Origin of the sequence: Paenibacillus sp. OAS669, assembly GCF_014873645.1 — a bacterium.
GTDB classification, from domain to species: domain Bacteria; phylum Bacillota; class Bacilli; order Paenibacillales; family NBRC-103111; genus Paenibacillus_S; species Paenibacillus_S vulneris.
Genome location: NZ_JADBDR010000019.1, coordinates 134,817 through 155,773, shown reverse-complemented (window position 1 = coordinate 155,773; position 20,957 = coordinate 134,817). Strand labels below are relative to the sequence as shown.

Below are 20,957 nucleotides of genomic sequence, written 5' to 3'. Positions count from 1 at the left end.
TCCCCTGGGTAGGTATAACGAAGGAATGTAAGGGCATAGACCCGTTGAGACTTGGGAGGGATAACCCCTAGGGATAGAATGGAGCAGGTGCATAATATGAGAATAAATGGGATTTCATTCGAATCCTTTATTTCTCTATGCCCTTTTTGGGTATACCTTCAAGTATAAACATCATCATTAATATTTTTTTAAATCGATGATGATGGAATCCTGCGAATGAGCGAGGTTGAACGAGAAAAGTGAAGCATAATGAGGGAGGCGGACGCTATCGCTCCTACGAGGGATACCCCACCTACCACCTTTCGCATTTTTCTATATGAAATGGGTTTCTCAACAACCTGACCCCACAAAGTGGGGTCTTGGCTTCGAAGCTGATTCAGGTACTTTGCGGGGAGCCCCGAAATTACAAAGATATGTGGTCGAACAATGGCCGACAAAGTTGCAGAAGGATAAACCTGGGCTTTGGGTAAAAAAAGATGATTATGAACTGTATGCGGACGACCCCGAATGTGTCGATCCACCCGAATCCGAGCCCATCGATCCATATAAACCGTATTTTGGTGTTGCAGGGTGGAGATGGGAGCCAACCATTAAGGGTATGACTCCTAAGGTAACCGAATCGACGATCCAGCGGGCATTGAATGCACTTGTTCCTACTGGTAACCCCTTCCTTGACCTCTGCATCTGGAAAGGAGGGTTTCCATCGACAAAAGCTCGTTTTTGCACTCAATACCTGAAAATTATACCGATTGCCAAGCAAGTATACTTCCCGTTGTTTGATGAAGGTTATCACGTTGTCAGCTAGCAGGGTGTAAGGGCAGCGGAGAGCCCGGCCTGTGCGAAACTTCCCGAGAGAGAAGATACTCCAGAGGGATATGAAGTTTACAGGCCATTATTTCACTGGAGCGCCAAGGATGTTTTCGCAATCCATAAAAAATATGGAATCGATCCAAATCCGCTCTATATGCAGGGCATGTCCCGGGTAGGATGCATGCCATGCATAAATGTTAACAAGTCCGAGCTCTTTGAAATCTCGCGCAGGTTTCCAGAGGAGATAGAACGGATTGCAGAATGGGAGCGTATTGTGGCCGGTGCTTCTAGGAGAGGAGATTCATCCTTCCTGCCGGCCCTTGATGATGACGACAAGAAAAACATATATGACTGGGTTGAGTGGTCGAAAACGAGCTATGGCGGCCACAATTATGACCTTTTTAAAATGATAGCTTTGGAAGAGCCAGTGACGTGCTCCAGCGTTTACGGATTGTGCGAGTGACGAACATTATGAATATTAAAATACATGGCAGGGTTTAGAATAATTCAAATACCGACTAAGGGCTGTGGGGGCAGCTTTTGTCAGGATTATGGTGTTTCATACGATGAAGGAGGTCTTACTAGAGAAATTATTAAAGAAATCATCTATAAAGTAAGATAGGCATTAACCACTCCCTAAAGAATGATAAATGCCTATCACTTTTGCACATGCTATAAGGCTATTTAGTTTTCACCCAGAGTACCGACGATGTCGGCAGTGGCATTTCCGATATTTTCAGCTATAACAAAATATGTGCCTTTTTCAAGATAAACCTTAAATGTTTCAGCCCTATGTCCTGATACGGTAAACGGCGGAATGCTACTGATACCATTCTCTTTTACAATTCTGTATTTAATTACAGGATTCGTCTCGTTAATAAAAGAAGGCATTTGAGAAACCCTAAAAGTCGCATAATGTCCGGAATATGCTTCGTATGTTGCAAAAGTTTGAGTTGAGATCGATTCATTAGGATGAAGATAATACACCTCGAACCACATGTTACCTGATACTAAAGCATTGGCGCTTCCCTTTGCCTGAACGCTTAGTTGTCTCTCAGGTGATGCTACCGGGTTGGTCGATGCAAAAGCTGATTGCGCCAAGAGCATCATACTTCCACCAATAATCAGAGCTGAGAATAATTTTTTTAGCTTCATACAGATACCTCCAACATTTATTATGAAATCTATTAGATGATCACCTAAAATATACCATTAATATAATAATATGTAAATAGTAGCATTATAATTTGATCTAAGTGATATCGGAGGGATAGTATGCAACGAGGAAAATGGGAGAAAGTAGTTATGTATGTCAAAAGAAATGAGCATGGAGTAATTGTCCAGCTTCAAGAGCAACAGCCAGAAGAATATGAAGAAACAAAAGAAGAACCGAAATATCGAGTAGTTGGTGATTAAAATAAAGGAATTCCCCAGCGTGTGCCTTGGTCGGAGGCGCTGGGGAATGTATGTTCTCACCCATATTATAACATAAATAAAGGGTGAGGGTATTGTTGGTTATGATGGATGAATTATTCCCTGAGGCTACTGCATCTGATATCAAACGTGCCAGAGTATATTTGTCCCAGTATAAAGAGAAAAAGTGTATCGTTAAACTCCTTGAAAGTAACCCACCCGAGTCTGTAGAAATGAAGAAAGTGCAGGCAGCAGCAATTAATTTTACAAATCTCATTGAGCGTGCTGTTGACCAGATTCTTCATAATGATGTAAAGGCGGTTACTGAGTACAGATTTATAAAAGGAAACTAGCGTGCAGCAACAATCATTAGATTTAGCGGATGTATGTAATTATTGCGATAAAACCATAGATCGAAAAATAGAAGAAGGGGTTGTATCTGTAGCAAATACATTATTATATCTTGCTCAATAATTTCAAGATGTTAAACAGCTGAGGGTGATCAAATTGGTTGCCTTTTTTTCCCTTGCACAGTGATACGGAATTCCTCCGTATTGCTGCGGAAGGAACGACTCAATTAATGAGCTGCTCAGAGAGCAGCTTTTTTATTTATATGAGATTGAAGAGAGGAGGGAAGCGAACTATGAGAGTTTATCTCTCAAAGGATCCGCCATTACCAAAGCAACCGGTTAAATGCAAGGGTTGCGAGTGGGGGCGTTGGGAAGGAACGAAACAAATCTGCATACGGCTGCCGTGTATTAAGGACGGTGGGGAAAAATGAATGTTGTTCAACCGATCCGGGACCCAGCAATCATTGAAGGTATTAAGTATTACCTCAAAATGAGAAGTATGAGGGATTTTCTATTGTTTTGCTTTGGGATATACAGTGGTCTCCGCGTATCCGACTTACTGACTTTACGGGTGTGGATGGTGCGCGGTACACATGTAAAAACGAAGGAAAAGAAGAACGCCCATGACAAGCTATTCATAGTTCATCCTGGAATCCGCAAGGATTTGGATAGCTATATTGCAGACATGGCAGATGATTACTTCCTCTTCCAAAGCCGTCAGACGAAGAAAAAAATTCCTATGAAGAAACAGCCGATTGACCGAAGCACAGCTTACCGCATGCTTAATAAAACAGCAAAGCATTTCGGGCTAAAAGAAATCGGCTGTCACACACTTCGGAAGACATGGGCCTACCAATTATATAAGCAGGACCCCAAGAATTTAGCGTTACTAATGAAAATGTTTGGACACCGTGATCCGGCCTACACTTTGGACAATATTAGAGTCACTCAGGACATGATGGATGCCGCAATTGCCCAACTTCCATGATTTGAGTGAAACATAATTACAACATTGTTGCACTCATTTTCTGAAAGCGAGAAGAAGTCATAAATAGCAAGAAAAACGTCTTTTTAGCGAGTGCAACAGAATATTAATTATGGTTCACTCAACTGACAATATTTAATGGAAAACGGGGCCTAAAAGCAGGCTTTTCAGGATCGATTCTAAGAAAGAAAAGCGTACCGAATAGGCAAAAAGTGACTCAATTCACGTTATACGGGCAATTTCGGAGCCTGAAATGGCTATAAAGGAGGTGAGGTTGATGTAATGTCACGAGAAAGAAGCCCTAACCTGGAAAAGGCATTCAAGTTATGGTGTGAGGGTGATCGTAAGAGAAAGCTTTCTTCGATTGCTAAGGAACTCGGCGTCAGGCCAGAAATGATTCGTAAGTGGAAACACATCGATAATTGGGAAGAACGACCTGATCCTGGTCCTCGTCGGCGCGGTGCTCCTGATGGCAATAAAAATGCTCTTGGTAACAGGGGCGGCAAGGGAGGACCCGAAAGAAACAAGCATGCACTTAGACATGGGGAGTATGAAACGATTTGGCTGGATGCTCTTGAACCTGAAGAACAAATTCGTTTGATGGAAGTAGAAACTGACCCGATCAAGCAGAATGAAAACGAAATTCGGTTGCTGGAACTCCGCGAGCGGCGAATGCTTCAACTCCGGGCCAAAATTCTGAACGGCTGGGATGCCGAAGAGTTAATCAGTATAAGCCAGCTGATCGATGAGGAAACTACCGATGTCACAATCATCAATGAATTGGGCAATGTATCGCAAATGCAAATAAAGCAGCCGGCATTCCGTGAGGTTGAGAAGATCGTAAAAACCCCTCAAATGCTCGAACGCATACTTGCAATCGAAGAAGCTTTGACCCGAGTCCAGGACAAGAAGTCAAAGCTCATTGACCAAAACTTTAAGCTAAGTATGAAGCCGATGCTTGAGAAGGAAGCAGATTTGCGAATGAAAAAAGCGCAGCTTGAAATTAAGAAAATGGAGGAGCAGTCATGGTGATATGGCGAAGCACAGCATACTTCAAACTTTCTACGCCTCTACAAAATGGCGCAATTTCCGGTTAGGTCTTATCAATGAAAGGGGTAATCGATGCCAACGATGCAGCCGCATTATTTTAAAGACCATCGATATAATCGGCCACCATAAAACAGAGCTTACACCGGAAAACGTTCATGATTACAATATCAGCTTGAACCCTGAAATGGTCGAGCTAGTATGCAGCGACTGCCATAATGAGGAACACGGACGCTTTGGCTTCCAAAAAACTAAGAGCGTTTTTATTGTTTATGGTCCACCAATGTCCGGCAAAAAGGAATTTGTTCGGCAGCAGCTGCAGCGTGGGGATTTGGTCGTTGACATGGACGCACTCTATGAAGCCGTGTCAGGGCTTCCCTATTACGATAAGCCGGATGTGCTATTCAATAATGTGATTGGCCTCTTGATCGATAATATCAAGACAAGGCTGGGTAAGTGGGGAAATGCTTGGGTGATTGGTGGCTTTCCAGAACGTTTCAAGCGTGAGCGTATGGCGCAAGACCTTGGCGCTGAGATGATCTTCTGTGAGGCCAGTCGAGATGAATGCATGGCAAGGCTGGCAGCTGACAATGACCGACGCCATAGACAAGCGGAATGGCGCGGGTACATTGATAAGTGGTTTGAAAACTATCAGAAATAACATCTCGTAATACTTTTACCTTTTTCATTGAGTCTACCTCATGTTAATATTAGGTAAAAAGTATAGGGTGATGAAAATGCTTTGTCCACATTGCGGTGTTCACTTTAAGATTCAAAGACCAAAATCAATTTCTTTTGTGACTTCAAATGATGATGAGGCTGTTACTAAGGGGCGCGAGGTAAAAGGGTTCACATGTCCAGATTGCAATGAGGCTATAATTCTATTGAGGACAGGGGAACTTGATTACGATAGTAATAATCCTTTTAACCCATACTATGTAGACGCATTGGAAAGTGAAACAATGATATATCCTAAGTCAAGCGGTGCTGATTTAGGTAAAGAAATTCCTGAGAAGTATAGGAAGGATTTTAATGAAGCTGCAATGATTCTTCGTATAAGCCCTAAAGCCAGTGCAGCTATATGTAGAAGGATGTTACAAGAAATACTGCGAGAAGAATTTAGCATAAGTAAAAGGGACCTTTACCAAGAAATTGAAGAGTTTATCAGCCTACCAAATGTTCCATCTTACTTAGCTGATTCCGTAGATGCCATCAGAAATATAGGAAATTATGCAGCTCATCCTCTGAAAAGCACTCAAACTGGCCAAATCATTGAGGTGGAAGATGGGGAAGCAGAATGGCTACTTGAAGTATTAGAAGCACTTTTTGATTTTGCCTTTATTCAACCGGTTAGACTTCAAGAGCGGAGAGATAAACTAAACGATCGGCTACGTGAACTAGGTAAACAAGAAATGTTAGGAAGACGATGACCCCCGGGTCATTATTTTTTTTGGAAAGACAAATAACCGTATGGGCTGGCAAAAAAAGAAGGCTCGCTAAAGGAGAGAAGAATGGGGAGATTATCATCCTTTATTACTTAGGCTGGCTGTGGATGTTCCTATACGTAGCACTTGGCTGGGTAGCCGTTTCCATGGTCGGCTTCCGGTTCCAGGCTGTTTATTTTATACTCTGTGTTCTGCAAATGCTGGCTTTGGGCGCATATCAAATCTATTGGAAAGGATTACGAACAAGAGATTATGTACTGACGGGTCTTATCCTGGCAGGTTTGTACGCAGAAATGAAGTGGGTGCTGGATATTGTGAAAATGGCATTTGGCAGCTAGCGGACAGAAGAAAAGTTCTCTTCGTTTCAATCGTATGGTACTATTGGATTTATATGGGTTGAAAGAGGTGAGGACTGTGGGCAAGCCGAAGTTCGGCGTTTCAGGAAGTACCATTTTATCCAACCCGGAACGTTTGGAAGAGCTATTTTGGGATGATATAGATCAGATTGAAATAGGAGAATTTCCTGACGAGCGGGCATTTGAACAATTTCTCGAATTGGCCCGGCAGAAGGGAGTGCCGTATGGCGTTCATTCTCCCCTGCTTCGCAGCGGGAGCAAATATGACTTGATTCAACACGTCTATATGGAGCCTGAGGAGGCGTGGAAGCGGCTGGAAGCCGAAGTCTGCCAATTGTCGCGGCTGGGTGCCCAATACGTTTTGGTCCATTTTCCTTATTTTAAAGAAGAGCTTCCCCCTACGGAAGACGTTCATGTACTCATCGAACAAGGCTTGCAAAGATTACATTCGCTGCAGGAAAAGTATTCGATTCCTTTGGTGTGCGAGCCCAAGCTTGGATGGAACCGTTCTGCCGTCGGGATAGAGTATCTGCATCATTTTCCTGTCGAGGTGTGGGAGAAATACAGTATTTCCCTGTGCATTGATATTGGCGATTACCTCATGGCGACGGGAGATCGGATTCTCTCTTATCTGGCCAAGTGGAGGAACCACATCAAGTCGGTTCATCTGCATAATGTAGAGCTTGTGCCGGGGCATTACCACTGGATTCCCGTTCATCCGTCCCACGAAACGAATGGCAGGCAATATCCGATTCAAGAGCTGATTCGTTTTTTAGCCGAATGTGAGGATGTCGTCTTTATATTCGAGCATACACCGCATGGCCAGCATGATAAAGCTTTCATCCAAAGCGGCTATGAATGGATCCGGAAGCTTGCGGAGGGGAGATGACGCCTGTGGACTTAGAGGTCAGGAAGACAGCTTCGAACGAGCTGGAGGACTTCCTGTCCATTCTCCGGGAAGCGGCCTTATGGCTGAAGCAAGGCGGACGGGAGATGTGGAGCGACAGCCAGCTGTCCGCAGAGAGACTGCTGAAGCATCATTCGCTAGACGATATGTACATAGGATATTGTAACGGTGAAGCGGCAGCCGCGATGATTCTCCAGGAGGAGGACGCTATGCTGTGGCCGGATTTGGAACAGAAGGACTCGTTGTTTGTGCACAAGCTTGCCGTTCGCAGGAAGTATGCCAAGCAAGGCGTGTCCGAGCATATGATGGATTGGGCCAAAGCTCACGCCGAATGCGCCGGCAAAGCCTGGATCAGACTCGATTGTGCTGCGGATAGGTCTAAGCTATGCCAGTTTTACGAGAAGCAAGGCTTTAAGAGAGTAAGGGAAAGAGTTGTGCTTGGACAATACCCTACCGCTTTTTATGAATATCGCATTGTGACTACGTAGAATGATACGTAATCCATGCAGAAAGGCTGTGAAAACGGATGATTTGGAAAGTTGGAGCCATTGCAGCGCTTGCCGTGCTGCCGGCGTATTATTACTGGAAATACCGGCTGTGGAATAAACGGGTATAGAACCGCCCCTCCAAGGCGGTCTTTTATTGCCCGGGAAAAGGAAGATGAAGCTGTATCCGGCTGAAAACAGGAACGCTTTTACCAGAAAGGTCAAGCAGTACAATGAGGAAACGGGGATAGGATGAAGATGACGGTTGTATGGTATAATAAATGTCCACGAATTTCCAGACGGCGAGGTGAATCTTCTGAGAAGAAATGAATCCTTCAATACGGACGCGCAGCTGTATGACGAAATGAGGCCTCCTTATGATTCATCGGTGATTGACTGGATCATTAACAAGACCGGGGTGACGGAGCGGGACCAGCTGATCGAGATAGGACCGGGCACGGGGCAGGCGACATTGCCGTTTGCCGAGCGCGGGCTTTCCATTCATTGCATCGAGCTTGGAGAGAAGCTTGCCGCTATCTTAAAGCGGAAGTGTGAGAGATATCCGCAAGTGACGGTAGACGTGAGCCCGTTTGAAACATGGGAATCGGATACGGTACCCCAGCCCAGGCTGATCTATTCGGCTGCAGCCTTCCATTGGATAGATAAGCAGGTAAAGTATAAGAAATGCTCCGACCTGCTGGTGGATCATGGCTTTCTTGCCTTGATGTGGCACGAGCATACGGATGATACGCCGGATATCATAGTCAAGTCCTACGAACTGCTGGAGCGGTATTCAGACAAATCATTTCACTATCCATCCAGACAAGAGCGAAGGCAGAAGCGAATTAACGAGATCGATCATAGCGGTTACTTTACCTTCTGTGAGGCATTTGAGCACAAGTGGATGACGGAGCAAACACCGGACGAATATTTGCAAGCGTTTAAGACGCAATCCTCTTATTTATCGCTTGACGACTCTAGTAAAAAGCGGCTTTCAGAGGAATTGGCGAACCTGCTGGCCGGCTGCGATCAGCCCATCCGCAAGGCGTATGTGACCGCGGTGTACTTGGCCCGGAAAAAGAGTCTGTCTTGTGTAGAAAGCGAGGCTTAGCGCTTTGGAAAAATACAGTCGCTACAATACGATACTGCTGCTTATCGTCGTCTTCGGAGGCTTTCTGATCTTCGGATTTTCGGAAAATATTAAAGGTCCGGCCATTCCCAGAATGCAGGCTGATTTCAGCTTGAATGAAGCGCAGCTGGGATGGCTCCTGGCCTTAAATTCGCTTGGCTATTTGGCTGCCTGCTCTTATACTTCTATTTTATCAAGGAAAATAGGGATCCGATGGACGGGAATCATCGCCTTTGTATCCATGGCGGTTTCGGGCGTATTGATGTATCTCTCCACCTCCTATCCTTTTTTGTCCGCCGCTTATTTTGTGATGTATCTGGGGAACGGGATGCTGGAAATCGGTCTTGCGATTATGGCGGCGCGTATCTTTACCAGGAATACGGGAATGATGATGAATCTCGCCCATTTCTTTTATGGACTCAGCTCGACGGTAGCCCCGATCATTGCGGCTTCCCTTATGGGATGGCATGTGATGGGCGGCGAGCTGGGATGGCGCGGGATGTACCTGATCATGCTGTCTTTATCCTTGCTGCCCGTCATTCCTTCGCTGCTGGGCCGGTTTCCGACGGGGAATCAGGAGGAGGGGGCCAACAGCTCCTTTCGCGATCTGGTCGCTGATCCTGTCGCCTGGCTTATCGTCGCCGTCCTGTCCTTCGGGGTCGTATCGGAGCTTGCTGTCGGAAGCTGGCTGGTTTATTTCCTGGAAAGAGCATATGCATGGCCGATAGAGGACGCTTCACGCATGCTGTCGGTTTTCTTCCTTTTCTTCATGCTCTCCCGTTTATTTCTCGGACCTGTTACCGATAAGATCGGATATACGATGTCCATCATGATATTTTCCGCATTCTCAGGCTTGTGCAGCCTGGCGGCCATTGTACTCGGCGAAAAAGCCGCCATCTTGTTTGCCGTCGCCGGAATCGGCATTGCCCCGATCTATCCGACTGTGATGGCGCTGCTGGCCAAGCGATACGGGAAGGGCGTGGATACCGCGATCACGTTTACCGTCACGCTGATGGGAATTGCCAGTGTTATCGGCAATCTTCTGATAGGATATATCATCGATGGGGTCCGCAGCATGTTCTCTATGCGTGACACCGCGGACAGCCAGCTTATCGGGCTTCAGGCAGGGTATGGGTTTATAGCCGTACTGGCGCTCTTGTGCTCGGTTACCTGCGGGATTCTGTACCTGCGCCTGCGGGAACAGAAGGAAGTCGTATAAAACGGGTAGATGAAGAGGAGATCTAGACCGTAATGAAGGAGAGGGCGCCCGGATGAAGTCAGATCGTAACGCTGGACTTAATAAGGCAGCCAAGAAGGATGTACTGGGAGATGCTTTAGCCGATTGAAGGCTTCCGCCGTTATCAATATTATAACTGCATAAATTTACCACCCCGGTCCCTGTACGAGCAGTTACAGCTGCTTCTCAAAATGAACCGGTATAACCCGGGTGGTTAAGGAGATATTAGAAAGAAATGGATGATGCTTATATGTTGCCTTACGGGACTCAACGCGTTCAGTCAGACGAGAGGAGGCAGACGCTATGAATGCATATCAGCGCAAAATTACAGCAGCGCTATTAATCGCAACGTTTCTATCAGCTATTGAAGGAACGATCATCAGCTCTGCGATGCCCGCCATTGTTAAAAAGCTGGGAGGCATGGAGCTTATCAGCTGGGTGTTTGCCATCTACCTGCTAACATCGGCGGTCACCACTCCGATTTTCGGTAAATTAGCGGATCTTTTCGGCCGCAAAAAGGTGTTCCTAATCGGAACCTCCTTATTTTTATTGGGCTCCATGCTGTGTGGACTTTCTCAGACGATGCAGCAGCTGATCTGGTTCCGCGCCATTCAAGGGATCGGAGCGGGGGCCGTGGTGCCGATTACCTTCACGATCATCGGCGATATTTTTACATTTGAACAGCGGTCCAAGGTCCAGGGAATGTTCAGCTCGGTATGGGGGATCGCCGGTATTTTCGGTCCGCTTGTCGGCGGCTTTCTCGTCGATTATGTCAGCTGGCATTGGATCTTTTACATGAATCTTCCTTTTGGAATCATCTCCATGTTCATTATCGCGAAGAGTCTGCAAGAAAATCTTGAAAAACGGAAGCGTAAAATCGATTACGGCGGGGCTGTAACCTTTACGGTCGGGACGACGGCGCTGCTCTATGCGCTGATTTCCGGCGGCAACGAGTTGTCGTGGAATTCCGCTCCAATGTATATTTTACTCGCGGTTTCGGTCGTATTTCTCATCTCGTTTGTTTGGATTCAGATGCGGCATCCGGAGCCGATGATCCCGGTACAATTGTTTCATCATCGGGAGGTTACGATTTCCAATGTCGTCTCGTTTCTGGCAAGCGGCATTCTGATCGGGATCACGGCTTATCTTCCTCTATGGATTCAAGGAGTTCTTCAGCAAGGAGCTATGTTCTCGGGATTCATTCTTATGCCGATGTCCATCGGATGGCCTATAGGCGCTATGGTTGGAAGCCGTCTCTTGCTCCGGCTGGGCTCCAGACTGATATCCCTGATGGGAATATTTCTTCTGGTTGTCAGCACTCTTTCCTTGACGTTTATAACCATTTCGACACCTAGCTGGGTTATCTTGATCATGATCTTTATATCAGGGCTTGGCTTCGGCTTATCGATGACGATTTTTACTATTGTGGTTCAATCTGCCGTGGGATGGAATTTGCGCGGGGTGGCTACATCCTCCAATACATTTCTGCGCACATTGGGGCAGACCTTGGGCGTTGCGGTGCTGGGAACGTTCCTGAATCAACGTATCGGAACTTACGCCAAAGCAGGCGAAGAGGTTCCTCCTGCCATTCTTGCCGGAGGCATTCATGGCGTGTTCTTGATTATTGCAGGACTAGCTGTCCTCAGCTTGCTTATTTCCTTCTGGATTCCCAAGTTTAAACCGGAGCAGGAGACGGAAAAAGCGAAAGCCTGACCGGCCAGCACAGCAGGAGGGTCCGTTCTTTGAAGCGGCGGCAATCGTTCATCATATTGTCACTCCATGATCTGGGTTTATATGGAATAATTATACATGAATTCAGCTGCAGCTAAATAAGGAGGGCCTTATGAAGATTGGTGAGATCAAAATATTCGCCGGAAGCTCCGGGAAAGCCTTTGCGGACAAGATGTGCCGGTATATGGGAGTCGAAGTCGGGCAATCGGAAACGTTGACCTTCTCCGAAGGCAACACCTTCGTCAGGATCAGGGAGACCGTTCGGGATAAGGACGTCTACCTGGTACAGTCCATCGGCCTCAGGCCAAACGATGAATTTGTGGAGATCTTGTTTTGGGTCGATGCCTTCAAGAGAGCGAGCGCCAATACGGTGACGGTCATAATGCCCTACTTCAGCTACGCCAAGGGGGATAAGAAGGACGAGCCCCGAGTCTCCATCAGAGCCAGGGTGTGCGCGGAAGCGATTGAAATGGCCGGCGCGGACCGGGTCGTTGCGATGGACCTGCACAGCCACCAAATCCAGGGCTTTTTCAAAAAGCCGGTAGACCATCTTTTTGCCCTGCCTGTACTATGTGAAACGATAGCCCGGATGCAACTAGCCGACCCGATTATCGTGTCTCCGGATGCGGGCTTTGCCAAGCAGGCGCGCAAATACGCAGATTACCTGGGTACGTCGCTTGCCATTGGGGACAAGACCCGGAAGGGTCACGATGAGAAAGCTGAGATTTTGGAGCTCATCGGTCATGTTGAGGGAAAAACGGCGATCATCGTCGATGATTTCTCCATTTCCGGCGGCACGTTGATCGAGCTTTCGAAGCTGCTGGTGGAACGGGGCGCAGCAAGAGTCCTCGCATGCTTATCGCATCTGGTTCTCAACGAAGCCGCCGTACGAAAAATCGACAACAGCCCCATCGAGCTCGTAATCAGCACCGATTCCGTGGACAATCCTCATCTGGTCCATTCCAACAAGTTTAAGCTGGTCTCCGTCGCGCCACTGTTCGGGGAGGCCATAAGCCGAATTCATAACCGGGAGTCTTTAAGTCCTTTGTTCGACAGGGTTCCCGATAAAGTCATCACCTGTTCCTTTGATCAATGATACGCAGCATAATGGAAGAGAGAGTTTGCCTATCTGTTTGGCAGGCTCTTTTTTTCATCACATGTACATGTAAGAGGGGGGATCGGATGTGAACGAAGTGATTATCCATAAGGCGGAGCAGCTGGATGGCTCGGAGCTAACCCGATTAGTAGAAGAGAGCACGGGGGAGGGCTTTCGTCATCTTCAGCGGCTAATCCGTGATTATGAAAGCGGAACCAACACCTTCGATAAGCAGGGGGAGGCGCTTTTTCTCGCCTATTATCAAGGCGCTCTTGCCGGTGTATGCGGATTGAATCAGGATCCGTATGCCTTGGATCAGCCGGTTGGCCGCGTTCGCCGTATGTATGTTTCAACAGGAAGCCGGAGACTCGGCATCGGAAGACGGTTGATGGAGGCCGTCATTGCGGAGGCAAGATGTCATTACAGCATGCTGGTTCTAAGAACGGACAATCCGGAAGCGGATCGGTTTTATCGTTCTTTAGGCTTTAAGCCAGATGAAACGGCCGATCATAACAGTCATTACCTCCCATTAGAAGCTTGCGGGCTTGGCTAAGACGACCTGAAGCATGCTGCTTCCAAAGTTTCTGATAATTTTGGACATATCCCTTGTGTTGGAACTCTATTATAATGGGTGACAAATCATACCAAATTAACAAAAGATTTGGAGGGAATCGGGAAATGGAACAAGGTGCAAATCAAATGAACCGGCATGCTGAGGAGGATTATAAGCCTGCTGCGCTGCCGTACGCATTAAAGATAATACACGGCAGCCTGTTTCCGACCAAGGGAGACCATGCTGTTTCAACGGCGGGCTCGCTGCAATTGCTTAGAAGCTTCAAGGCCGCAGCTATCCGCTGTCAGGGGTTGGGGCGCTTCGAGACATTGATTCCCGAAGCGGCCAAACGTTGGCGCGAAAAGCTGCATAAGGTGCCGAACCGGATTCACCCGGAGCTGCATTTCGGACTAGCTCCCTGCTCCGTATCACAGGATTCGGCTGAGACCCATACCTACTATATGGCCGTGGAGGTTAGCAGCTTTGAAGGGCTGCCGGAGGAGTTCGAGCGCATTGAGGTTCGTGCGGATCACTACGTAGTGGTTCGAAAAGAACCAGGGCAGGATGTGAAGGACATCTATGATACCGCTCATAAATTCATCCGGAGCGAACAGAAAAGGATGGCGCCCAAGGATGCGGAGCCGTTAGCTTACCAGCTTGAAATTTTTTATGAAAGCATGGAAGCGTACGGGGAGAGATTGTCAGGGGCTGCGGGCCCCCCGTTCGTCATGGATTTATGTATTCCTGTGGAGGACAGTGAAGGCTACCGTCCAACATCCGTTCCATCCGCTCTCAAAGTCCTGCATCAGCCGCTTGACGGCACAGATACGGGCTTGGTTGACAGGTCATCGGCGACAGAGGGGCCAGCTCCCATAGAGCGTTTCGTTCCGCAGATTGTCTTCGACGGCGGGACGGTTACAACGACATTGGAAGAGCATGAGGAGATGATCGCTTGGCTTGAGCGACATGCCGGTTGGAAAATAGCTCAGCAGGAGAACTGGAAGCCTGTCCCTCAGGCAGCGGTCGGTAAAATGACCCATATGGGTTGGGGAGTTTGGATCGAGTCCGGCAGTTCATCCGAAGGAGAGCCTGTTCCTGCCGTGGCTAAAGGACCCTTCGATCCATTCGTCCGCTGGTGCTGGAGGACCGGGAATGTGCAGGAAAAACGCCAGGAGCTAATGGCAAACGGCGTTCGGGTAAGCGAGCTGTACAGAGACCCAGAGGACTGCGAAAGCTTTGATTTCTGGGCCGGCCCTAAAGAGATGCTGCTGACGGCCATAGAGGATCCGGCATGGAAGGAGCCTTTTCTCGCCGACGCGAACCGGTTCCGGATTACAGTCCGGCATTTGCAGAAGTCGATGGAGTGGTACCACAATTACATTGGAATGGAAACGGTAACAGATCGTTCCGAGCATGGATACGCGGTCATGAAGCTTGGCATCAATTACCATCCGGATGGACAATCCCGATGGCTATTGGAAGAGGACCCTAGCCGTCCCGAAACCGGCCCCGTCGATGGGCTGTTCCGAACCCGGTGCATCATTACTAGCCGGGAGTCGTTCTTCAAGTATCACCAGTTTCTGCGGGATAGCGGAGTTGAGGTTTCGGAAGTCACAGGGTTTCTTCAGCGGGGCCGCGTCTGCTTCCATCTGTATGATCCTGACGGCAACCGGTTTGATGTTAGCAGCTTTTAGTATGCTGTACATGGATGTAGGTCTTTCATCTTATAAGGAAAAAGCGGCGGATATTGTTTAGAATAGCTGGAATTCAGGTAATAGAATGTATAGAAATTAGAGATTGTGAGAATAATAGATTACTAGAGAGGAAAAGAAGGGAGGGAAACCGAATGAAGAGTCCAACCAATCAAGCTGCGGCACACAGCAATCGTTACTATTTCTTAATGTACATAAAAACCGGCGATAAGAAGTATCTAATGCGGATTTTACCTATGGAGCTTGAACAGAAAGCATCCTTTGCCTAGAAAAGCTTTATGGTTAGAATAAAGAGTGAAAAAGACCTTTCCTTTGTCAGAAAAGGTCTTTTTTGACGTTCGGGGCTCCCTGCAAAGCACCTGAATCAGCATCGAAGCCGAGGCCCAGTGAACCCAGGTACAGCGGTTCTTTTTTTGCAGGCAGGATGGCGGGGTTACTCGGCGGATGATTTCTCATCAAACCAAAGAGGATCGTCGCAATCGACTTCCCCGTTGTAATTGATTAAGATTTCCTCCCCGGCCTTGATGTCCGTATACGCATAGAAATCAACCGTATGGTTGTCGAAGTTCAGCTCGTAATAGGCATTAGGCTCATAAGCGTGATTAAACAGCATGCCATAGCCCAGGAGGATAGCGGAATGATGGGCACCGTACTCAAACGCGTAATCCGCAAGCAAGGTTTTCTCAATGTGAACATGCTCTTCGTTAGGGTAAGGAATAACAGGCGCCTCGTGGATCAGAGACCCTTTGGCTATATCACAAGTTGCAAAAACCCCTCTATTGAATTCTCCGTCGCTAAGTTTGGAAGTCTTGATCTCAATCATGGTAGTCACCTGCACGATCTATAGTCTATGAAAAGTCTGAAGATTGGACAATCAGGAAGAACAATATCATGTTACCCCATATCCGAACCTTATTACAATAGAATACCAAAAACATGCAAGTAACTCCAATTCCAAACGACGTGTTATATTCATGTTATGTTATGTAATATAAATGTTAGTTTTTTACTTAATTATCGTTAGTTTTGGTGGTGAATCAATATATTATGTTAGATTTATTGACAAAAACGACATGAGTCCGGTAAAATACGTTCAAGACCTTTAAAGTTTATAGAGAAAAGGGAGGTTTTATTACATGAGGATGCTGCTGCTGAAGCATTTTGACTTCGATGACCCGTCGTATTTCATCTCTTGGGCAGGGCAGCATGAAGCTGAATTGACGATTCTGTTTCCTCCCAACGGATTTCACGCACCTGCCATGGATTCCTTTGATCTCATGATCATATTAGGCGGCCCCATGAGTGCCTATCAGGATAATGAGTATCCTTGGCTGCAGAGCGAGAAGGCGTTCATTCGGGAGGCGGTCGAATCGGGGAGGAAGGTGCTCGGAATATGCCTCGGGGCCCAAATGCTGGCGGAAGTGCTGGGAGGACGGGTGTACCGCAGCCCTCATAAAGAGATCGGTTGGCATCTGGTAAAGCGGAACGGCACCCAGCATCCTTTATTGGAGGGAGTTCCGGACGATTTTTACTCCTTTCATTGGCACGGTGATTGCTTTGATATTCCCGCGGGGGCGGTTTCGCTGGCTTCGTCGGAAGCATGCAGGCATCAGGCGTTTACTTATGGAGAACACGTTCTTGGTCTTCAATTCCATCTGGAAACGACGGAAGGCTGCATGACGACGATGCTGGAGAGATGGCAGCATGAATTGGTAGAGGCACCGTGGATACAGAAAGCGGAGCGCATCCTTGAACAGACAGAGCGGACACAAGCTTCCAAAGCACTATTGCATCAAATTCTTAACAACTATTAAATTTACCAGCGAGCGAGGGTGACGATATGGAAATAGGCGTAAACGGGATATGGACAATGTTGGGCGCCATCCTGGTGCTGTTCATGCAATGCGGATTTATTATGCTGGAGGCCGGCTCCACGCGAATGAAAAATGCCGGTCACATAGCAGGAAAAACGGTTTTTACCGTAGGGATCGTTTCTTTGGTTTTCTGGGCGGTGGGGTATGCTTTTATTTTCGGCTCACAAGGCGGCTCGCTTATCGGCTGGGGCGATTATTTCGGCTTCAATATGATGAATGTGCCGGAAGGAAGCAATGTAGCGCCTACGGTCATGTTCGTATTTCAGCTGTCCTTTGCTGCGATATCGATGTCGGTGGCGTGGGGCGGATTTGCTGAAAGAGCGAAGCTGTCGGCTTACCTGATTTTTGCGGTGCTATTCTCCGCCGTGGTCTACCCTGTCATAGCCCACTGGATCTGGGGCGGCGGCTGGCTGGCTCAGCACGGGAAGCAGGATTTTGCCGGCTCCACTGTCGTACATCTTACAGGAGCTATGGCTGCTTTTGCCGCAACCTTGCTGCTGAAGCCGCGTATCGGCAAATATAACAAGAACGGTACGCCGAACGAAATTCCTGGCCATAACCAAGTGTTCACCACTTTAGGCGTCATGCTGCTGTGGATCGGCTGGTTCGGATTCAATGCAGGCAGTACGATTACGGCCGGTGACGGAAGCTTTTTCGGCTACATTGCGATCAATACCCAATTGGGTGCAGCAGCAGGCGCTGTAGCCGCCTTAATAATCTCCTGGATGTTTACGGGAAAAAGCGACATCAGCACGATGCTGAACGGCGCTTTGGCTGGACTTGTTGCCATTACTGCCTCCTGCGCATTTGTTGAGCCTTGGGCCGCGATCGTCATTGGTCTGGTAGCAGGAATCGTCGTATTCGCCAGCATGAGATTGTTCGAGAAGCTGCGCATCGATGATCCGATCTACGCGCTTTCTGCGCACGGAACGGCTGGGGTATGGGGAACCTTGTCCAACGGCTTCTTCGCCACTCCGGAGTTGGCCGAGAAGGTAGGCGTAGGGAAAGCCGGTCTGTTCTATGGCGGCGGCTTTGAGCAATTGGGCGTTCAAATAATAGGGATTGTCGCTTGCGGCGCTTTTGCTTTCATCGTCTCTTACGTCATTCTTTACGCAATGAAAGCGACTATCGGCATTCGTGTTACGGAAGAGGAAGAAATGATGGGTCTTGACCTGAGCGAGCATGGCACCTACGGATATCCGGAGCAAATGAAGGAAGTCAAGCCGGCTTCGGGTGTATTGGTAAAAGGATAAAAAAACGGCTCTCCCGTCTATAGATGGGGGAGCCGTTTCGTTACAAAGAAACTAAAAAAACTCGAAATGATGCCAATATACTTGCGGTAAGGTATGCCCCTCCGACCGCTGTTGAAATCTATGAATTTGATTGATTTAGCGGTATTTTCACAGATTTCAAAGGCGGGCGTAAACTCCTCCGAGGCATACCTCATCTCCCGTATAGCGCATTTTCTCGAAGTCAGTTTCACTATCCCAAAACGGCTCCCCCGTTAACCACGGGAGAGCCGTTTTGAGGTGGGGCGGGCTAAGGTTAAGCCGATTTGGCCGCTTCGGGAGGAGCGGCCTTAGGTTTGACCATCTTGCCTGGTCCGACGTAGAACCCGGCAATGATCCCCAAGGCGGCAAGGCACAGAGCCAGAATGAACCCGTGATTGATGGAGGCGGCCAGCGACTCTCTCAAGAAATCCTTGATTTCCTGGGGAACCGAGGCCCCTGCTCTCATCAGAAGCTCCGGATTAGCCAATGTATCCAGCTTATCCGCAGGAATCTGATGTGTGGACGCGCCGTCTTGTATCTGATGCGACAAATGGCTGTTAACGATAGCCGCCATCATGGTCGCCCCCAAGACGCCGCCGATGTTTCTCCAAAAGCCTACGATGGAGGAGCTGATGCCGATATATTGCTTGTCGACGCTGAACGCTACCGCACTCTGGGCGATGCTCATTAACGGCCCTATGGCCCCAAAGCCCAGCAGAATCATCAGGAGGATCATATAGCCATTGGAAGCGTTGCTGGGTACGTTCATCAATAAATAGGCGGCAACGATACCGAATAGCATCGATGTGATAATAAGGGAACGAAACGAGACTACTGTTTGGAACGAGGCAAAGACGATCGAACCGACGATTAAGGAGAACATCATGGGAGTTAACAGTCCGTTCGAATTTGGCTGGCCCAGTACAGCGACAGAAAACATAGGCAGATAAGTGATGGCGGAGAACATGATCGCCCCTTGGCAAATACAAGCTATACTGGTGCCGGTAATCATCCGGTTGCGAAACAGCTTCAACGGAAGCACCGGCTCTTCGGCCCGCAGCTCGGTTCGTACGAAGAAGATACCTCCGACTATGGCAACTGCCAATAACGATAGGGTCGGCCATGAAGTCCAGCTGCCATCCTTGCCGCCCCATTCAAGCGCCAGCATCAGCGATACGGTGGAAAGGATCAGCAGGAGAGTGCCCAGATAGTCGATCTTGGGACGTCGTTCGGAGCGGGATTCCTTCAAGGCGAACAACAAGGTCAGGAAGGATAGCGCGCCAAGCGGCACATTGACATAAAAGCACCAGCGCCAGCCCCAGGCTTCGGACAGCAGCGTGCCGATCTGCGGACCGGCGACGGAGGATAGGCCGAAGATGGCCGCAAAGACGCCGGACAGCTTCGCGGCTTGCTTGGGGTCCGCGAACAGCGTGTAGATGATCGTAAAGCTGATAGGCATTAACGCTCCGGAACCGATGCCTTGAAGAGCGCGGAACCAGATCAGCTGTGTTATATTTTGCGAGATGCCGCACAAGGCGGAGCCGATCAGGAAGAAGCCGATCCCGATCAGGTAAAATCGTTTGCGTCCGAACAGATCGGACATTTTGCCGAAGACCAGCATGGTGCTGGTCGCAGCAAGCATGTAAGCGGAGAATACCCAGCTCATGCTTTCAAAGCCGCCGATGTCTTTAATAATGTGGCTCACCGCGGCCGAAGTGATGGTATTATCTAGCGATGACATTAGCAGACCGAGCGCCATGGCTAATAAGATCAAACCGTTATGCTGCTTGCTCATCTATCATTCCTCCTCAATTTGGTTGGTTGCAGGGCGTTCGCCTTGCTCCGTTTGCCTTATTTTAGCTAATCCTTCCTTGACGATCTTCAGATTGCTCTCCGCGCTGGCGATCCCGATTTGGATGCAAATTTCCTGCGTCGGCGTCATGTATTTGCCGAAGCGATCGTAGTCTTTTTTCAATCGCACGAGGTGCGCTTCCTCTCTAAGGATAGCTTCTTCCATCCAGCTTTGGATCAGCTCAGAGTCGGCGAATTGGCCGAAAAACATCCGAACCATGAAATCAGAGCGAAGCACGTTATCCTGCAGCTTGCTCTCCAAATAGCTGTGGAATTGCGCTTTGCCTTTTTCCGTGATGGTGTACACGTTTTTGTTAGGCTTTCCCTGCTGCTCGATGCTTTCCTTGGTAATGAGCTCCTCTTTCTCCATCTTGCTTAGGGTAGGGTAGATGGTACCGAAGCTTGCGTCAAAAAAGTAGGAAAGCAGCTCTTCGAATTGCTGTTTAATGTCATAGCCGGACATGCTTTTGCGCATCAATAAACCAAGAATTGCGTCTTGACCTGTCATCTTTGTCACTCCTATATCGAACTGATATATCAATCGTGAGGTTATATTAACATCCGATATATATCGTGTCAATATATAGACTTGCCTTATTTTGCCCAAAATATTCAAAACCTTTTTGCGCTTCCAGGGGTTTTATTGGATAATGAAGTCAGGATATCGTCTTTATTCCAACTACTACATAGATTTCAGGAGGGCTT

At 48.0% G+C, this 20,957-nt stretch carries 22 protein-coding genes and 2 pseudogenes; 20 read left to right on the top strand and 4 right to left on the bottom strand.

All coding sequences use genetic code 11. The features are described 5' to 3' along the window. Positions 1-316 precede the first annotated feature (316 nt). Together GGC63_RS34735 and GGC63_RS30585 are read left to right on the top strand one after the other, a co-directional pair. A complete protein-coding gene (locus GGC63_RS34735) occupies positions 317-805 on the top strand; it encodes a hypothetical protein (protein WP_225948605.1) in 489 nt (162 codons plus the stop codon). 12 nt (positions 806-817) lie between these two features. After that, positions 818-1,273: pseudogene (locus GGC63_RS30585) on the top strand (phosphoadenosine phosphosulfate reductase family protein); the annotation flags it as partial. Between the two features lie 221 nt (positions 1,274-1,494). Here the strand turns inward: GGC63_RS30585 and GGC63_RS30580 are convergent. Further along, a complete protein-coding gene (locus tag GGC63_RS30580) occupies positions 1,495-1,965 on the bottom strand; it encodes a hypothetical protein (RefSeq protein ID WP_192705507.1) in 471 nt (156 codons plus the stop codon). Positions 1,966-2,085: 120 nt separating this feature from the next. Here GGC63_RS30580 and GGC63_RS30575 point away from each other — a divergent pair, with 120 nt between their 5' ends. The 16 genes and pseudogenes from GGC63_RS30575 (at position 2,086) to GGC63_RS35010 (ending at position 15,525) form a co-directional block, all read left to right on the top strand. Then, on the top strand, positions 2,086-2,226 hold the full coding sequence (locus GGC63_RS30575; protein ID WP_192705506.1) for a hypothetical protein: 141 nt from the start codon (positions 2,086-2,088) through the stop codon (positions 2,224-2,226). Between the two features lie 101 nt (positions 2,227-2,327). Continuing rightward, positions 2,328-2,576 (top strand): hypothetical protein, encoded by a 249-nt coding sequence (locus GGC63_RS30570; protein ID WP_225948604.1) that lies wholly within the window; start codon positions 2,328-2,330, stop codon positions 2,574-2,576. A gap of 424 nt (positions 2,577-3,000) precedes the next feature. Then, positions 3,001-3,561, top strand: a complete 561-nt coding sequence (locus GGC63_RS30565; RefSeq protein ID WP_192705505.1) for a tyrosine-type recombinase/integrase — start codon at positions 3,001-3,003, stop codon at positions 3,559-3,561. Positions 3,562-3,840: 279 nt separating this feature from the next. Beyond that, a complete protein-coding gene (gene terS, locus GGC63_RS30560; RefSeq protein ID WP_192705504.1) occupies positions 3,841-4,590 on the top strand; it encodes a phage terminase small subunit in 750 nt (249 codons plus the stop codon). 1 nt (position 4,591) lies between these two features. After that, positions 4,592-5,266: an HNH endonuclease gene (locus GGC63_RS30555; protein WP_192705503.1), complete on the top strand. Its 675-nt coding sequence runs from the start codon at positions 4,592-4,594 to the stop codon at positions 5,264-5,266. A gap of 40 nt (positions 5,267-5,306) precedes the next feature. Continuing rightward, positions 5,307-6,035 carry a DUF4145 domain-containing protein gene (locus GGC63_RS34730; protein ID WP_225948603.1) on the top strand — a complete coding sequence of 243 codons (729 nt, stop codon included), beginning with the start codon at positions 5,307-5,309 and terminating at the stop codon, positions 6,033-6,035. A 20-nt stretch (positions 6,036-6,055) separates the two neighbouring features. Then, positions 6,056-6,388: a hypothetical protein gene (locus tag GGC63_RS30545; RefSeq protein WP_192705502.1), complete on the top strand. Its 333-nt coding sequence runs from the start codon at positions 6,056-6,058 to the stop codon at positions 6,386-6,388. Positions 6,389-6,464: 76 nt separating this feature from the next. Then, entirely contained in the window at positions 6,465-7,295 is an 831-nt protein-coding gene (locus GGC63_RS30540; RefSeq protein ID WP_192705501.1) for a sugar phosphate isomerase/epimerase family protein, read from the top strand. A 5-nt stretch (positions 7,296-7,300) separates the two neighbouring features. Beyond that, the gene (locus tag GGC63_RS30535; RefSeq protein WP_192705500.1) at positions 7,301-7,801 is read left to right on the top strand and encodes a GNAT family N-acetyltransferase; all 501 of its coding nucleotides are present in this window, start codon (positions 7,301-7,303) and stop codon (positions 7,799-7,801) included. A gap of 262 nt (positions 7,802-8,063) precedes the next feature. Next, positions 8,064-8,909 (top strand): rRNA adenine N-6-methyltransferase family protein, encoded by an 846-nt coding sequence (locus GGC63_RS30530; protein WP_192705499.1) that lies wholly within the window; start codon positions 8,064-8,066, stop codon positions 8,907-8,909. 4 nt (positions 8,910-8,913) lie between these two features. Beyond that, positions 8,914-10,146, top strand: coding sequence for an MFS transporter (locus GGC63_RS30525; RefSeq protein ID WP_079912187.1), 1,233 nt, complete (start codon positions 8,914-8,916; stop codon positions 10,144-10,146). A gap of 297 nt (positions 10,147-10,443) precedes the next feature. Next, positions 10,444-11,877 (top strand): annotated as a pseudogene (locus tag GGC63_RS30520) (MDR family MFS transporter); the annotation flags it as partial. A gap of 130 nt (positions 11,878-12,007) precedes the next feature. Further along, entirely contained in the window at positions 12,008-12,991 is a 984-nt protein-coding gene (locus GGC63_RS30515; protein WP_079912189.1) for a ribose-phosphate diphosphokinase, read from the top strand. Between the two features lie 88 nt (positions 12,992-13,079). Continuing rightward, positions 13,080-13,544 carry a GNAT family N-acetyltransferase gene (locus GGC63_RS30510; protein ID WP_192705497.1) on the top strand — a complete coding sequence of 155 codons (465 nt, stop codon included), beginning with the start codon at positions 13,080-13,082 and terminating at the stop codon, positions 13,542-13,544. Between the two features lie 125 nt (positions 13,545-13,669). Beyond that, entirely contained in the window at positions 13,670-15,238 is a 1,569-nt protein-coding gene (locus tag GGC63_RS30505; protein ID WP_192705496.1) for a VOC family protein, read from the top strand. A gap of 152 nt (positions 15,239-15,390) precedes the next feature. Beyond that, the gene (locus tag GGC63_RS35010; protein ID WP_256865432.1) at positions 15,391-15,525 is read left to right on the top strand and encodes a hypothetical protein; all 135 of its coding nucleotides are present in this window, start codon (positions 15,391-15,393) and stop codon (positions 15,523-15,525) included. Positions 15,526-15,689: 164 nt separating this feature from the next. Here GGC63_RS35010 and GGC63_RS30500 read toward each other — a convergent pair whose 3' ends face one another. Next, the gene (locus GGC63_RS30500; RefSeq protein ID WP_079912193.1) at positions 15,690-16,079 is read right to left on the bottom strand and encodes an SET domain-containing protein; all 390 of its coding nucleotides are present in this window, start codon (positions 16,077-16,079) and stop codon (positions 15,690-15,692) included. Positions 16,080-16,392: 313 nt separating this feature from the next. On the opposite strand from GGC63_RS30500, the gene GGC63_RS30495 reads away from it, so the two are divergent. Both GGC63_RS30495 and GGC63_RS30490 read left to right on the top strand, forming a co-directional pair. Then, positions 16,393-17,070, top strand: coding sequence for a type 1 glutamine amidotransferase (locus GGC63_RS30495; RefSeq protein WP_192705495.1), 678 nt, complete (start codon positions 16,393-16,395; stop codon positions 17,068-17,070). A gap of 26 nt (positions 17,071-17,096) precedes the next feature. Continuing rightward, entirely contained in the window at positions 17,097-18,383 is a 1,287-nt protein-coding gene (locus tag GGC63_RS30490) for an ammonium transporter (RefSeq protein WP_192705494.1), read from the top strand. Between the two features lie 292 nt (positions 18,384-18,675). On the opposite strand, the gene GGC63_RS30485 is transcribed toward GGC63_RS30490, so the two are convergent. Then, positions 18,676-20,196 (bottom strand): MFS transporter, encoded by a 1,521-nt coding sequence (locus GGC63_RS30485; RefSeq protein ID WP_192705493.1) that lies wholly within the window; start codon positions 20,194-20,196, stop codon positions 18,676-18,678. A gap of 3 nt (positions 20,197-20,199) precedes the next feature. Continuing rightward, on the bottom strand, positions 20,200-20,760 hold the full coding sequence (locus GGC63_RS30480; RefSeq protein ID WP_192705492.1) for a PadR family transcriptional regulator: 561 nt from the start codon (positions 20,758-20,760) through the stop codon (positions 20,200-20,202). Positions 20,761-20,957: the final 197 nt, after the last annotated feature.

Bases quoted from the DNA above. Each gene is read 5' to 3' on its own strand.
- GGC63_RS30575 (WP_192705506.1), top strand. From the start codon at position 2,086: ATGCAACGAGGAAAATGGGAGAAAGTAGTTATGTATGTCAAAAGAAAT.
- GGC63_RS30515 (WP_079912189.1), top strand. From the start codon at position 12,008: ATGAAGATTGGTGAGATCAAAATATTCGCCGGAAGCTCCGGGAAAGCC.
- GGC63_RS35010 (WP_256865432.1), top strand. From the start codon at position 15,391: ATGAAGAGTCCAACCAATCAAGCTGCGGCACACAGCAATCGTTACTAT.
- GGC63_RS30555 (WP_192705503.1), top strand. From the start codon at position 4,592: ATGGCGAAGCACAGCATACTTCAAACTTTCTACGCCTCTACAAAATGG.
- GGC63_RS34735 (WP_225948605.1), top strand. From the start codon at position 317: ATGAAATGGGTTTCTCAACAACCTGACCCCACAAAGTGGGGTCTTGGC.
- GGC63_RS30485 (WP_192705493.1), bottom strand. From the start codon at position 20,196: ATGAGCAAGCAGCATAACGGTTTGATCTTATTAGCCATGGCGCTCGGT.
- GGC63_RS30480 (WP_192705492.1), bottom strand. From the start codon at position 20,760: ATGACAGGTCAAGACGCAATTCTTGGTTTATTGATGCGCAAAAGCATG.
- GGC63_RS30570 (WP_225948604.1), top strand. From the start codon at position 2,328: ATGATGGATGAATTATTCCCTGAGGCTACTGCATCTGATATCAAACGT.
- terS (WP_192705504.1), top strand. From the start codon at position 3,841: ATGTCACGAGAAAGAAGCCCTAACCTGGAAAAGGCATTCAAGTTATGG.
- GGC63_RS30505 (WP_192705496.1), top strand. From the start codon at position 13,670: ATGGAACAAGGTGCAAATCAAATGAACCGGCATGCTGAGGAGGATTAT.
- GGC63_RS30500 (WP_079912193.1), bottom strand. From the start codon at position 16,079: ATGATTGAGATCAAGACTTCCAAACTTAGCGACGGAGAATTCAATAGA.
- GGC63_RS30565 (WP_192705505.1), top strand. From the start codon at position 3,001: ATGAATGTTGTTCAACCGATCCGGGACCCAGCAATCATTGAAGGTATT.
- GGC63_RS30495 (WP_192705495.1), top strand. From the start codon at position 16,393: ATGAGGATGCTGCTGCTGAAGCATTTTGACTTCGATGACCCGTCGTAT.
- GGC63_RS30580 (WP_192705507.1), bottom strand. From the start codon at position 1,965: ATGAAGCTAAAAAAATTATTCTCAGCTCTGATTATTGGTGGAAGTATG.
- GGC63_RS34730 (WP_225948603.1), top strand. From the start codon at position 5,307: ATGTTAATATTAGGTAAAAAGTATAGGGTGATGAAAATGCTTTGTCCA.
- GGC63_RS30490 (WP_192705494.1), top strand. From the start codon at position 17,097: ATGGAAATAGGCGTAAACGGGATATGGACAATGTTGGGCGCCATCCTG.